Annotated in this window: 14 protein-coding genes, 1 tRNA gene and 2 pseudogenes; 1 reads left to right on the plus strand and 16 read right to left on the minus strand. The window is 40.2% G+C overall.

Going from position 1 to position 13,030, the window contains the following annotated elements:
- Positions 1–97: 97 nt before the first annotated feature.
- From ADF62_RS09510 to ADF62_RS09520, 3 genes and pseudogenes are all read right to left on the minus strand, one after another.
- The gene (locus tag ADF62_RS09510; protein WP_003095858.1) at positions 98–1,993 is read right to left on the minus strand and encodes a M13 family metallopeptidase; all 1,896 of its coding nucleotides are present in this window, start codon (positions 1,991–1,993) and stop codon (positions 98–100) included.
- 81 nt (positions 1,994–2,074) lie between these two features.
- The gene (gene treC / locus ADF62_RS09515; RefSeq protein WP_003095856.1) at positions 2,075–3,700 is read right to left on the minus strand and encodes an alpha,alpha-phosphotrehalase; all 1,626 of its coding nucleotides are present in this window, start codon (positions 3,698–3,700) and stop codon (positions 2,075–2,077) included.
- Between the two features lie 63 nt (positions 3,701–3,763).
- Positions 3,764–4,755 (minus strand): annotated as a pseudogene (locus ADF62_RS09520) (glucose PTS transporter subunit IIA); the annotation flags it as partial.
- Between ADF62_RS09520 and treR the strand changes: the two are divergent.
- Positions 4,744–5,304 (plus strand): annotated as a pseudogene (gene treR, locus ADF62_RS09525) (trehalose operon repressor); the annotation flags it as partial. The pseudogenes ADF62_RS09520 and treR overlap by 12 nt on opposite strands.
- Positions 5,305–5,357: 53 nt before the next feature.
- Here treR and ADF62_RS09530 read toward each other — a convergent pair.
- The 13 genes from ADF62_RS09530 to ADF62_RS09580 all read right to left on the minus strand — a co-directional run bounded on the left by ADF62_RS09530 (position 5,358) and on the right by ADF62_RS09580 (position 12,967).
- On the minus strand, positions 5,358–5,918 hold the full coding sequence (locus ADF62_RS09530) for a TIGR01440 family protein (protein WP_003092046.1): 561 nt from the start codon (positions 5,916–5,918) through the stop codon (positions 5,358–5,360).
- Between the two features lie 15 nt (positions 5,919–5,933).
- Complete coding sequence (locus ADF62_RS10610; protein WP_081448729.1) at positions 5,934–6,272, minus strand: hypothetical protein; 339 nt, start codon at positions 6,270–6,272, stop codon at positions 5,934–5,936.
- Between the two features lie 32 nt (positions 6,273–6,304).
- Positions 6,305–6,661 carry a hypothetical protein gene (locus tag ADF62_RS09535; protein WP_003095837.1) on the minus strand — a complete coding sequence of 119 codons (357 nt, stop codon included), beginning with the start codon at positions 6,659–6,661 and terminating at the stop codon, positions 6,305–6,307.
- 165 nt (positions 6,662–6,826) lie between these two features.
- Positions 6,827–7,708 carry a class II fructose-bisphosphate aldolase gene (locus ADF62_RS09540; RefSeq protein ID WP_003092040.1) on the minus strand — a complete coding sequence of 294 codons (882 nt, stop codon included), beginning with the start codon at positions 7,706–7,708 and terminating at the stop codon, positions 6,827–6,829.
- Between the two features lie 145 nt (positions 7,709–7,853).
- Positions 7,854–7,939, minus strand: a tRNA-Leu gene (locus ADF62_RS09545).
- Positions 7,940–8,121: 182 nt separating this feature from the next.
- Complete coding sequence (locus ADF62_RS09550) at positions 8,122–9,417, minus strand: hypothetical protein (RefSeq protein WP_003092099.1); 1,296 nt, start codon at positions 9,415–9,417, stop codon at positions 8,122–8,124.
- Between the two features lie 249 nt (positions 9,418–9,666).
- A complete protein-coding gene (gene rplQ, locus ADF62_RS09555; protein ID WP_003091981.1) occupies positions 9,667–10,053 on the minus strand; it encodes a 50S ribosomal protein L17 in 387 nt (128 codons plus the stop codon).
- A gap of 17 nt (positions 10,054–10,070) precedes the next feature.
- Positions 10,071–11,009, minus strand: a complete 939-nt coding sequence (locus tag ADF62_RS09560; protein WP_003091894.1) for a DNA-directed RNA polymerase subunit alpha — start codon at positions 11,007–11,009, stop codon at positions 10,071–10,073.
- Between the two features lie 48 nt (positions 11,010–11,057).
- On the minus strand, positions 11,058–11,441 hold the full coding sequence (gene rpsK / locus ADF62_RS09565; RefSeq protein WP_002887520.1) for a 30S ribosomal protein S11: 384 nt from the start codon (positions 11,439–11,441) through the stop codon (positions 11,058–11,060).
- Between the two features lie 26 nt (positions 11,442–11,467).
- The gene (gene rpsM, locus ADF62_RS09570; RefSeq protein ID WP_002885820.1) at positions 11,468–11,833 is read right to left on the minus strand and encodes a 30S ribosomal protein S13; all 366 of its coding nucleotides are present in this window, start codon (positions 11,831–11,833) and stop codon (positions 11,468–11,470) included.
- A gap of 17 nt (positions 11,834–11,850) precedes the next feature.
- Positions 11,851–11,967 (minus strand): 50S ribosomal protein L36, encoded by a 117-nt coding sequence (rpmJ, locus tag ADF62_RS10615; protein WP_000868345.1) that lies wholly within the window; start codon positions 11,965–11,967, stop codon positions 11,851–11,853.
- A gap of 25 nt (positions 11,968–11,992) precedes the next feature.
- Positions 11,993–12,211 (minus strand): translation initiation factor IF-1, encoded by a 219-nt coding sequence (gene infA / locus ADF62_RS09575; RefSeq protein ID WP_001040189.1) that lies wholly within the window; start codon positions 12,209–12,211, stop codon positions 11,993–11,995.
- 117 nt (positions 12,212–12,328) lie between these two features.
- Positions 12,329–12,967: an adenylate kinase gene (locus ADF62_RS09580; protein ID WP_003092019.1), complete on the minus strand. Its 639-nt coding sequence runs from the start codon at positions 12,965–12,967 to the stop codon at positions 12,329–12,331.
- Positions 12,968–13,030 lie beyond the last annotated feature (63 nt).

The following is a 13,030-nucleotide window of genomic DNA, read 5'->3' on the forward strand; positions in this document are numbered from 1 at the left end:
ATAGCGGGTGGTTTATTTGTTTCGCACCTTTGGAGCGAAACGGACTTAAAGTCACATAATAAAGAAATCTGCCCATTTTGGACAGATTTCATCATCATTACCAAATAATCACGCGATCTTCTGGGGCACGCCACATACCGTCGCCCTCGTTGACGTCAAATTCCTTATGAAATTCGTCGAAGTTGCTCACGATAATATTGGTACGCCATTTAGCGGGAGCATGGACATCCACGCTGGCCAACATTTGCATGTATTCTTCACGCGCCTTCATACGCCAAATCGTCGCAAAGTTAACAAAGAATTCTCGAACCGAAAAATCTTCATCACGTTTAGCTGCTTCTAAGGCACAGGCCACACCACCAAGGTCTGCCACGTTCTCAGAAACAGTCAGTTTGCCGTTGACCTTAGCACCGTAAGAGTCCAAACCGTCAAACTGGTCCACAATCTTGTCAGTACGTTCCTTAAAGGCTTCGTAATCTTCTTCAGTCCACCAGTTCTTAAGACTACCGTTTTCGTCGAAGGAAGCACCATTAGTATCAAAGGCATGGGAAATCTCGTGAGCAATAACAGCCCCAATACCACCATAGTTGGCTGATGAGCTTTGTGCAATATCATAGAAAGGTGCTTGCAGGATAGCTGCTGGGAAAACAATTTGGTTCTGCTGCGGATCATAGTAAGCATTAACCATGTGGGCAGGCATATGCCACTCACTTCGATCAACAGGTTGATTCCACTTGCTCCAACTATGTGCAACTGAAATTTCGACTAACTTCTGTGCATTCTCAACAAGTGACAAGTTCTCATCAATAATCTTCTTATCATATGTCTCAGGTAGTTTTTCTGGATAACCGATATGAGGTGTAATGACATTCAGTTTCGTAATAGCCTTTTCACGTGTCTCAGGTGCCAACCAATCCGCTTTTTGAAGGCGTAATTTATAAACATCAATCATGGTTGCTACTTTGGCTTCGACATCTGCTTTTGCTTCTGGTGAGAATTTTTCACCTGCATACCAAAGTCCTAGAGCCTGATTGTAAGGCCCTTGTGCCAAATAGAAGGCAGCCTTTTTCTTTTCCATGGCTTGTGGTGTTCCTGAGAGCGCACGACTATATTTGCCAGCCAAGATACGAAGCTCGTCTGTCAAATAGGCATTCCAAGATGTAGCAGCATCGATAAGTAAGTCCGCCTTAAGCAACTCCCAATTTGCTTCTGAGTAATATTCTGCCGCAAACTCTGTCCAGAAGCGTTCTTCAGGAACGATAATTTTATCAGGGACTTGACCCAAGATTTTTGTGAAAATGTTATCAAGTGGGAGTTCTGGCGCCAGCTTAGTAAAGTCTGCCCAATCATATGGGTGGTAGAGTTCTACATACTCGGAAGATTCTTCACTCGAAAGGACATACTTGGCTAACTTAGCATCAAGAGCGATAACCTTGTCCAAGATATCTTTGATTTCTTCAGCTGTGAAGCCATATTTCTCAAGGAGTTCTTCCTGCATCTCACGCCAAATTCCCAAAAGCTCCTTGCCCTTTTCATTATCCTCAGTGTAATAGGTTGTATCAGGTAAAATAATACGTGGCGCTTCAGCCCAAAGAACATTTAGTTGGGCATTCATAAAGTCTGGAGACACACCAAACGGGAACGCATTAGGCTTAACAGCCATCTCGTACTCAGCAATTTTCGAAGCAAACTCTGAAAATGACGAGAGTTGCTTGTATTCTTCAATCAAAGGCTTAACAGGCTCGATACCAACTGCCTCACGTTTGTCAAAGTCCGCAGCCATACGGTGAAACTTAATGAAGTTTTGTAGAACAGCATTGTCAGGAACATTTTCTCCTGCCAACCACTGATCAGTTGTTTCAAGCATGAGGTCTTCTATTTCATCTGCTAAATCTGAGAAACCACCTGTACGTGGTTTGTCATCCGGAATCACAGCTGTCTTTTCCCACTCACCATTAATCGCATGGTAAAAATCATCTTGTAAGCGTGTCATTACACTTCCTCCATCAACATTAAAAGTGCTTTCATTATAACAAAATTCCCCAGCAAAAGCATTTGCCGAGGAGAAATTGGCTTATTTAACTAGGATTGCCAAGGTTTGATATGGTTTAAGAACTACCTTTTCAGCAAGCTCCGCATCGTCATAGTTGGACAAGAGTACGCGCCCTGACTGGTATTCTGCTGGAATCGCCACTTCAGCTTCACTTTCATAGAAATGATTGAGTACCAAGAGTTTTTGACCGTCTAAGTGACGTTCAAAGGCGTAGACCTTCTTGCTATCTTCAAATGCTGGCTGATAGCTTCCTTCTGAAATGATAGCCATTTCTTTACGCAAGCGAATCAATTCTTTATAGAATTTAAAGATTGGTCCATTAATCTCATTTTCAACGTTAATGTCTTTGTAAGATTTACCAGCTTTCAACCATGGAGTACCTGTTGAAAAACCTGCATTCTCAGAAGCATCCCATTGCATTGGCGTACGAGAATTATCACGTGACTTAGCTTGGATAATCTTGAAGGCTTGCTTAGGAGATTTACCTTGGTCCAAGAGCATTTGGTAAGCATTGATGGATTCCACATCCACGTAATCTGCCATCGAATCATAGTCTGGGTCAATCATTCCAATCTCTTCACCCATGTAGATATAAGGTGTTCCACGTGACAAGTGAATGCTAGCGGCTAGCATGGTTGCTCCTTCATTACGGAAGTTCTTGATATCCACAAAACGATTCAAGGCACGAGGTTGGTCGTGGTTATTCCAGAAGAGGGCACTCCATCCACCACGATCGCTCATTTCCTTGCCCCAGGTGTGGTAGAGACGCTTAAGTTCTTCAAAATCAAAGGGAGCAATAGTCCATTTTTGTCCATCTTCATAGTCCACTTTTAAATGGTGGAAGTTAAAGGCCATAGACAACTCGTGACGCTCCGGTGCTGAATAGAGAACACAGTTGTCAATAGTTGTTGAAGACATCTCCCCAACTGTCATAAAACTATCGTCAGAACCAAAGGTCGCTTCATTCATCATGTGAAGATAATCATGCACGATTGGTTTATCCGTATAGGCAGGTTTCCCTTCATTTTTCGGACAATCTACTAAAACCTCATCCTTACCAATCAAGTTAATCACATCAAAACGAAAACCCTTGACACCTTTGTCTAGCCAGAAGTTGACTACCTTGAACAACTCCTTGCGGACATTGGGATTCCGCCAATTGAGGTCTGCCTGTGTTTCATCAAAGAGATGAAGATAGTATTTTCCTGTATCTCCAAAAGGAGCCCAGGCAGAACCACCAAATTTAGACAACCAATCAGTTGGTTGATCCTGAATGAAGAAGAAATCTTGGTAATACTTGTCACCAGCCAATGCTTTTTGGAACCACTCATGCTCCGTTGAGCAATGGTTAAGCACCATGTCTAGCATGAAGTCAATCTTGTGCTCTTTAGCGACACGAACCATTTCTTCAAAATCAGCCATATCCCCAAAGACAGGGTTGACGGCTGTGTAGTCTGAAATATCGTAGCCATTGTCACGTTGTGGACTTGGATAGAAAGGATTGAGCCACACCATATCCACGCCTAACTCTGCTAGGTAGGGAATCTTTTCAATGATTCCTCTGAAATCACCGATTCCATTTCCTGTAGTGTTCTTATATGATTTTGGATAAATTTGGTATACAACCTTTGTTTTATCTAATGCCATGTAATTTTTCCTCTTTTGTTCTTTATATGAAGAGGTGGAACCGTGACGTCTCCACCCCTTAGCTTATTTTGTTCGATGAGCAATCATGAGAACATCACCACGTTTGATATCACGTGGAAGATTCCCTTCAACATCTGCTTGGAAATCATCTTGATTTGTAATGATAACTGGAGTCTCAGTGACCAAACCAGCTTCTTTGATAATATCCATATCAAAGCTAATCAATTGTTGACCAACAACAACTTTATCACCTTGTTTAATATGTGATTCAAAGCCTTTTCCGTCAAGGCTAACCGTATCCATACCAATGTGCATTAACATTTCAACACCTTCTTCAGAAACGATACCTACTGCGTGCTTAGTTGGGAAGAGTACTGTCACTGTACCATTCACTGGTGAAACCAATTCGCCTTGACTTGGTTCGATGACAACACCTTGTCCCATTACACCTGATGAAAAGACTGGGTCTGTGGCTTGGCTAAGTGGTTTAACTTGGCCAGCAAGTGGGCTAACAACCTCTGCTGATTCAGCAAGAGCCGTTGGTTGTACCAAACCTTCTGAAGCTTCTTGTACGTGCCATCTTCCTCTGTTTTCGTTAAAAATCCAGTTTTGTGGAAGAGGAATGTCAATACCATAGCAACTACAATATCAACAACCATGATAATCGCAAAAATTGCCCAATATTGAGGTTTAATAGAGAGAATAGCTGGAAGACCACCAATACCGATAGAGTTTGCTTGAACACCAAAGACTGTTGAAAGCAATCCTGATAAGGCAGAAGCAGACATCCCTGCTACTAATGGATAGACATACTTAACGTTAACACCAAATAGTGCTCCAAGATAAGCTGAAATAGTTGCTGGAAGTGAAATCTGTGCTTCACGTTCATCATGACGTTTAATAAAGTAGTAAGCAAATACTGCTGAACCCTGCGCAATATTAGAGAAGGCAATCATTGGCCATAAACCAGTACCACCTGCCGTACGCACCAATTCAAGATCAATAGCATTAGTCATATGGTGAAGACCAGTGATAACGAAAGGCGCGAAGAAGGCTTGGTCAAAAAAATTCATGGCTCTGGCTCCCAGGTTATTAACCAAGAACAAATCAACTTTCCTGTGTCTGACCTCACTAGTTACCAGGAACTAATCGAACAACAAAGCCTTAATTCGCAAACCAACGTTATTTCTCTGGATAAAATCATCGTTGATTCCAAACTCTCAGAAAGAACTGGTTTTTCTAATAGCCGACAGGTTTGGCGTGTTGTTCGTCAAAGAGTCGTTGATAGCTGTGCCTCTGTTATAGATATTGATTACCTAGATGCCAGCCTTGTTCCGCAACTAAACCGTAGTATTGCTGAATACTCTATTTACGACTACATTGAGAATCAGCTCAACCTTAGCATTTCCCACGCCTTTAAAGAAATCACTATCGATAATGCTATCGATCAGGATAAGATTCTCATTGACCTAGGTAAGGACCAGCACGTTGTCTGTGTCCGTTCAAAAGTTTATTTAAACAATGGAAAACAGTTCCAATTTACGGAAAGTCGCCACAAACTTGAAAAATTCAAATTTGTCGATTATGCCAAGCGTCATCATTGAAAGAAAGGGCTCTGCTAATAGAAAAAGTATCGGACAAGAATGTCCGATACTTTTTAGTTTTTACGGATAGGATCTGCTAGATACTCTGCACGAGCTCCACCAATTAACTTAGGACGACTAGCCAAAGCAGTCACATGAGCACCACCTAATTCTGGAGTAATAGGACGAAGAGGAACTTGGACCCTCTTCACATGCATACCAATAGAGGTGTCCCCAATATCAATACCAGCCTGAGCGACAATTTCCTCCACCTCAACAGGATCCTTCATGTAGTCGAAAGCAGCCAGCTGACCACTTCCACCAGCGTGCAAGGTCGGAAGAACATTCACAATTTCCAAATCTTTAGCCATGGCAAGCTCACGCTCGACAACCAAAGCACGATTCAAATGTTCACAGCCCTGAACAGCCAAGTAAATCCCTTTAGGTTCCAAAACCTCAAGAATAGTTTTCACAATTCGTTGACCGATTTCGCGGCTAGAGGCTTTGCCGATAGTCCCACCAGCAACCTCACTGGAAGACAGTCCCAAGACAAAGATAGCTCCTCTCCCAATAGCTGAACGTTCAACAATATCTTCTACAAGCACACGTGTCTTCTCTTCTAAATCTAGCAACATCACAACAGTCCTCCTTTAGACAACAGCTGTATTCAGGATTCGCACAATAAGATAGTACAGAATCACAAAAAAGACAAGGAAAAATGCCCCTAATAATAATAACTGCCTACGGCGTTTCTTACTTAGGTCCCAGGAGAAACCAAATCCCATCAAAAAAGGACCAACACTATAACTTAGCATAAACCATAAATCTACACGTGCTATATGCCAAAAAGAAGAAATAAAGGCCGCCAAACCTATTAAGGATAGACTCCAGGAAAAGTCCCAACGATTTGATTTAGCAAAAGCCAAACCTATTAAGAAGCAACCCAAGGCAGGCATGATAATAAATGATAGGGTCATAAAATAAAACATGCCATTATTATAGCATGTTTTACAGTTTCATGTTAGCGGCGGTTAATAACACCATAAGCAATAGTGAATGCAATAGCAGCAATACCCACAACGATTGCCATGATAGCCCAAAAAATAATCATTGCACGGCGTCCCTTGCGATTGTTGAAAGGAAGTCCCCAACCAACCATGATAACACCTATCAATCCAAGCCAGATTTTATAAGTGATAACAATCGCCGAATCAAAATAGGCAAAAGCAACCAAACCTAAACCTAGCAAAGAAATCAAATAAGACCACTTACCCTTCAAAAATGAAGGCAAGGCCCAACCAAATAACACTAAACCTAGTAGAGCAAGAGCTCCACCACCAAAAAATACAGGTACAATATAATTATCAAACATATTCATATTATAGCATATCTTAAAAAGTTAGGAAATAGAATCTATCAACCAAAGCCATATCCATTCTTTAAAATTTATTCACTCTCAATCACAGATTAATTGGCAGATACCAACTATTTATTTTAGTACAAAAAAACAAGATCCAGAAAAGACCTTGTTTTAATAAGCTAATTATGCTTTGTTTGCTGAACCGAATACGTCGATACGTTCTTCAACAGCTTCTGTAATAGCTTCGAAACCTGGTTTCAAGAATTTACGTGGGTCGAAGAGTTTCTTCTTGTCGTATTCTGCTTCATTTGCTTCGTATTCAGCAACAAATTTACGTGTTGCTTTAGCAAATGCGATTTGACATTCAGTGTTAACGTTAACTTTAGCAACACCAAGTTTGATAGCTGCTTGGATTTGATCGTCAGGAATACCTGATCCACCGTGCAATACGATTGGGAAGTTAGGAACAGCTTCTGTCAATTTTTGCAAGTGGTCAAGGTGAAGACCATTCCAGTTTTCTGGGTAAGGACCGTGGATGTTACCGATACCTGCTGCAAGGAAGTCGATACCAGTTGCAACCATAGCTTTAGCATCTTCGATTGGTGCCAATTCACCGTCACCGATGATACCATCTTCTTCACCACCGATTGTACCAACTTCAGCTTCAACTGATACACCGTTAGCGTGTGCAAATTCAACAACTTTAGCTGCTTTTTCAAGGTTTTCTTCAACTGGAAGGTGTGAACCGTCAAACATAACTGAAGTGTAACCTACACGGATACATTCCAAAGCATCATTGTAGTGACCGTGGTCAAGGTGAATAGCAACTGGTACAGTGATACCCATTGATTCAACCAATTCTTCGATAAGAAGTTTACACAATTTGTAACCACCCATGTACTTAGCTGCACCCATAGAAGTTTGGATAAGCACTGGAGCTTGTTTAGCTTCTGCTGCACGCAAGATAGCTTGAGTCCACTCAAGGTTGTTTGTGTTAAATCCACCAACTGCGTAACCATTGTCACGAGCTGCTTGGACAAATTTTTCTGCTGAAACGATTGCCATTATAAAGGCCTCCTATATTTTTTTGGGCTTGAACCCGTTTACTTGTTTATTCTATCACAATTAGATTCAAAAAACTAGTTTTTCTACAATTTGTAAGCGTTTTGATTTTTTAATACAAAAAAACCAGTCTCTTGACTGGTTGCTCTGCGGAAAGAGGGACTTGAACCCTCACGACCTAAAGCGGTCACAGGATCCTTAGTCCTGCGCGTCTGCCAATTCCGCCATTTCCGCTAACTACATTAATCATTATATCAAGTTTGACAATTAGTGTCAATACTTTTTTGAAAGTTTTTTCTTAAAACTATCTTTTGTCTCTTTCGAAACAACTATTATATAATACCATTTATTGTATGCTATTGTCAATAAGCTTTTTGACTTTTTTGTTTTTCTGAAACATTATATACTATCTGGAATTAGTCTAAACGATTTTTCAAAGCAGCTAATCGTTCTTGAAGAGGAGCTAAGTAAACTTCTTCTCCAAAGCCACGATTTTTGAGCCCATCCTCTGCACAAGTTAGTAGAGCCTCTGTCAAAGGCAAAATCAATTTGAAATCATCCTTTGAGATTTCCTTTTTCGAAAACAAGCAACGAATTCTAAGATAATCATAGTCAAAAACTTCAAATAAAGATGTGTCTTTTAAAATACTTTCTAGTGTCTCTAAGTTAACTAAAAGACCAAGGTGAAAGGCTGCTGGCGCAAAAGTTGCTGAGAAAGGCTGAGTACAAACACTTCGAAACTCAACAGTTCCCCTAGTCGTTAAATCTTGAAATTGATAAGAACGGTGAGTCTTAAAATCTTCCTCACTTGGCTCAATAGTGACTACTTCGCCATGAATAGAGCGTGCTTTGACAGATGGCGTACTTAGATAGTCTTTAGCACGTATTGGTTCAAAATAGTAGGTTTCGTCACCACGCTTAGCAGTAAAAATGGCTGTCTCAGACAAGTAAGAAAAATAGTCATCTTCGCTCTTAAACACCTTAGGAAATACCCCTGCATTTTCCTTAAACACACCATGCATGGAATTCTCCCAGAAAACATCACGAGAAAGCGCTAAATCCCAATCAGAACCCCAAAAATCAGAGTTTGCCAATAATACTGCCTTGGGTCCCTCTATTTGATTAAAAGCATTTAAAACTCTTAAATAGGACGTTTTTGAAACATCTAACTGTACCTGACTCCCACAGATGAAAGAACCATATTCTGGATAATCATGAAAGAAAGGATTGTTCTTAGCTTTAGATAGCCCGAGAAAATCCATAAGCATCTCATAACGAGGAGATTTAACAGGTCTGTTGTCATTTTTTGCCCAGTTTGGATTCACTCCCCAACCTTGCAACTCATGATTATCATTCTGAAGATAAGGTTGAATTATACCGAGGTAAGTATCCAAACGTTCCTCAACCTCAGAGATTCTTTCAGCCTTTGCAAAAGCAAACTCAATCGTATTGTAGGAGACTTCAAAAAGAATCATATCTCCAGAATCTTTATCAATAAGCTGAATAGGATTGTTATCCGAATCATACTTATCAGCTTGAAAATCAAAATTATCCAAGAGATAGGCTAGTAACCGTTTTGTAAGAGAGACATCTGTAGCATTACCACTCAAATTAACAACTGGGTATTCCAACTCAATCCCCACAAATAATTCGGGTTGCTCCTTAATTGGCTCATAATACCTTTGCTTAAGCAGTTCCTTGGCTGTTGTCAAAATAATGTCCCCCTTTTTAAAATAAGCTTATTCCATTATATCAAAATATTCAGACGATTTATAGCCCAAAAAAACGCCTGCTTACGAAAAATAACAGTATTACCTTTCGTAAACAAGCGTTACATGCTTATTTATTCCCATTTTTATGATGAGTGTTCCCGCTAGGCGTATGCCTAGCGGTAGACCAGAGCTAGACTAAGAAAAGCTAAGCTATTCCATCATCATAACACTCAACAAAATTGATAAAAATTAAACAAGTTCGATGATTGCCATTGGGGCAGCATCGCCACGACGTGGTTCTGTTTTAAGGATACGAGTGTATCCACCGTTACGTTCAGCATAACGAGGTGCGATTTCTGAGAAAAGTTTTTGAAGAGCAGTTGTTGATGTATATTTATCAGTTGCTTCATCATAGTTTTCAGATGCAATTTCGTTACGTACAAATGCAGCTGCTTGACGACGTGCGTGCAAATCACCACGTTTACCAAGAGTGATCATTTTTTCAACTGTTTTACGGATTTCTTTAGCACGTGCTTCAGTTGTAACGATTGCTTCGTTAATGATAAGATCTGTTGTCAAATCACGAAGAACCGCTTTACGTTGTGAGCTTGTGCGTCCAAGTTTACGGTAAGCCATGTTATCCTCCTATATTATTATTTATCGTTTTTGAGTCCAAGTCCAAGATCAGCCAACTTAACTTTGACTTCTTCAAGAGATTTACGACCTAGGTTACGGACTTTCATCATTTCAGGCTCAGTTTTTTCTGTCAAATCATGAACGGTATTAATACCAGCACGTTTCAAACAGTTATATGAGCGTACAGACAAATCAAGTTCTTCGATGGTACGGTCAAGCACCTTTTCATCGTTCACTTTTTCAGTTTCTTTCATTACATCAGTAGCTTTAGCAACATCAGTAAGGTCAGTAAACAAGTTCAAGTGTTCAATCAAAACGCGAGCCGAGAGACCGAGGGCATCTTCAGGGATGATTGTTCCGTTTGTCATGATTTCGATTGTCAATTTATCAAAACCATCGTTGCTACCTACACGAGCAGGTTCAACTTGATAATTGACTTTTTTCACTGGTGTGTAGATTGAATCTACAGCCAATGTTCCCACTGGTGCATCATCTTTCTTGTTTTCATCTGCTGGAACATAACCACGGTTTGTAGCTACTGTCATAGTCGCTTTTAAAGAAGCTCCTTCAGAGATAGTGAAAAGATAATGATCAGGGTTAACAATTTCAATGTCACTATCAGTCAAGATATCTCCAGCAGTAACTTCAGCTGGACCTTGGACATCAAGTTCGATTGTTTTTTCGTCTTCGACGTAAGATTTTACAGCAAGTCCTTTAATATTAAGAATAATTTGCATCACGTCTTCACGTACGCCTGGTACGGTATCAAATTCGTGGAGTACTCCATCAATCTTAATTGATGTTACGGCAGCACCTGGAAGTGATGACAAAAGTACACGACGAAGAGAGTTACCCAAAGTTGTACCATAACCACGTTCTAGTGGTTCGATGACAAATTTGCCGTAATCTTTATTTTCATCAATTTTTGTTATTATTGGTTTTTCAAACTCAATCATTTATTATACTCCCTCGAAACGAATCTTGTGTACTATTGCTATTAAAAATTACACACGACGACGTTTTGGAGGACGAGCACCATTATGTGGTACAGGAGTTACATCACGGATTGCTGTTACTTCTAGACCAGCAGCAGCAAGAGCACGGATAGCAGACTCACGACCTGAACCAGGACCCTTAACAGTTACTTCAACTGTCTTAAGACCGTGTTCTTGTGCAGATTTAGCAGCAGCTTCAGAAGCCATTTGAGCAGCAAATGGTGTAGATTTACGAGAACCTTTGAAACCAAGAGCACCAGCTGATGACCAAGCTACAGCATTACCATGCACATCTGTAATCATAACAATAGTGTTATTGAAAGTAGCGTGAATGTGAGCAATACCAGATTCGATATTCTTTTTCACACGACGTTTACGTGTTGGTTTAGCCAATGTTTTTACCTCCTATTTTATTTTAATTATTTTTTCTTACCTGCAATCGCAACAGCTTTACCTTTACGAGTGCGAGCATTGTTTTTAGTGTTTTGACCACGGACAGGAAGTCCACGACGGTGACGGATACCACGGTATGAACCGATTTCCATCAAACGTTTGATGTTAAGGTTAACTTCACGACGAAGGTCACCTTCAACTTTGATTGCATCCACTTCGCGACGGATAGCGTCTTCTTGATCATTTGTCAAATCTTTAACGCGGATGTCTTCAGAAACGCCTGCAGCAGCCAAGATTTTCTTAGATGTTGCAAGTCCGATACCGTATACGTAAGTAAGTGAAATTACTACACGTTTATCGTTTGGAATGTCAACTCCAGCAATACGAGCCATGATTTCTCCTTTCTATATTATCCTTGACGTTGTTTGTGTTTTGGATTTGTTGGACAAATTACCATAACACGACCGTTACGACGAATAACTTTACAGTATTCGCAAATTGGTTTAACCGATGGTCTTACCTTCATGTTTTAATCCCTCCAATTATTTCGATTATTTAAAGCGGTATGTGATGCGTCCACGTGTCAAATCATAAGGACTCATTTCAACAGTCACACGGTCACCGACCAAAATACGAATGTAGTTTTTACGGATTTTACCAGAAACTGTCGCCAAAATTTGGTGTCCATTTTCCAATTCAACAGTAAACATAGCATTAGGCATAGTTTCGACAACTTTACCTTCAATTTCAATCACGTCTTCTTTTGCCACGCAAAAGTACCCCCTAAAATTTCGATTTGATTTCCTCTAAGCACAGAGGTAACAATTATAAGCCAGACTAAAGTATTATAACATGCTTAAGTCTGATACGCAAGTAAGATTATATAATTATTTAATTGCTGCAATAGCTTTTTTAACATCAGCAAATACATCATCGATATCTTGGTTACCTTGAATATCTGATACAAGACCAAGCTCACGATAATGTGCAATAATTGGCTCACCTTGAGCAATGTTTACGTCAAGACGACGTTTAACAGTTTCAGGTTTATCATCTTCACGTTGGTAATAGTCTTCTTCCTTGTAGTCAGCTGGTGGGTTGAATACTTTATGGTAAGTTTCACCTGTTTCGCGGTGAATAATACGACCACTCAAGCGTTCAAGAAGGCAAGATGGATCCACTTCGATATTGATTACTCCATCAAGCTCCAAACCAAGATCAACCAAGATTTGATCCAAGGAATGAGCTTGTTCGATTGTGCGAGGAAAACCATCCAAAAGGAATCCTTTTTCCTTAATGTCGTCTTGAGCCAAACGCTCTTTAACGATTCCGTTTGTTACTTCATCTGGTACTAATTCACCTTTATCGATGAATGATTTGGCCAAAGTTCCCATTTCTGTTTGGTTAGCCATAGCAGCACGGAACATATCACCAGTTGAGATGTGAGCTACACCAAATTCTTCAACAATTTTTGCAGCTTGAGTCCCTTTACCAGCACCTGGTAGACCCATAATTAAAAGATTCATCTTACGAACTCCTTATTTTTGTTTTCAAATAACTCTATCAAGGTTTTAAAACATTGGTAGAGT

It is taken from the genome of Streptococcus sp. 1004_SSPC (assembly GCF_001069025.1).
Lineage (GTDB): Bacteria > Bacillota > Bacilli > Lactobacillales > Streptococcaceae > Streptococcus > Streptococcus vestibularis.

Coding starts and splice junctions, on each gene's coding strand:
- ADF62_RS09530 (WP_003092046.1), bottom strand. CDS start 5,918: ATGTTGCTAGATTTAGAAGAGAAGACACGTGTGCTTGTAGAAGATATT.
- treC (WP_003095856.1), bottom strand. CDS start 3,700: ATGGCATTAGATAAAACAAAGGTTGTATACCAAATTTATCCAAAATCA.
- rplQ (WP_003091981.1), bottom strand. CDS start 10,053: ATGGCTTACCGTAAACTTGGACGCACAAGCTCACAACGTAAAGCGGTT.
- ADF62_RS09510 (WP_003095858.1), bottom strand. CDS start 1,993: ATGACACGCTTACAAGATGATTTTTACCATGCGATTAATGGTGAGTGG.
- rpmJ (WP_000868345.1), bottom strand. CDS start 11,967: ATGAAGGTAAGACCATCGGTTAAACCAATTTGCGAATACTGTAAAGTT.
- ADF62_RS10610 (WP_081448729.1), bottom strand. CDS start 6,272: ATGTTTTATTTTATGACCCTATCATTTATTATCATGCCTGCCTTGGGT.
- ADF62_RS09540 (WP_003092040.1), bottom strand. CDS start 7,708: ATGGCAATCGTTTCAGCAGAAAAATTTGTCCAAGCAGCTCGTGACAAT.
- rpsM (WP_002885820.1), bottom strand. CDS start 11,833: ATGGCTCGTATTGCTGGAGTTGACATTCCAAACGATAAACGTGTAGTA.
- ADF62_RS09560 (WP_003091894.1), bottom strand. CDS start 11,009: ATGATTGAGTTTGAAAAACCAATAATAACAAAAATTGATGAAAATAAA.
- ADF62_RS09535 (WP_003095837.1), bottom strand. CDS start 6,661: ATGAATATGTTTGATAATTATATTGTACCTGTATTTTTTGGTGGTGGA.
- ADF62_RS09580 (WP_003092019.1), bottom strand. CDS start 12,967: ATGAATCTTTTAATTATGGGTCTACCAGGTGCTGGTAAAGGGACTCAA.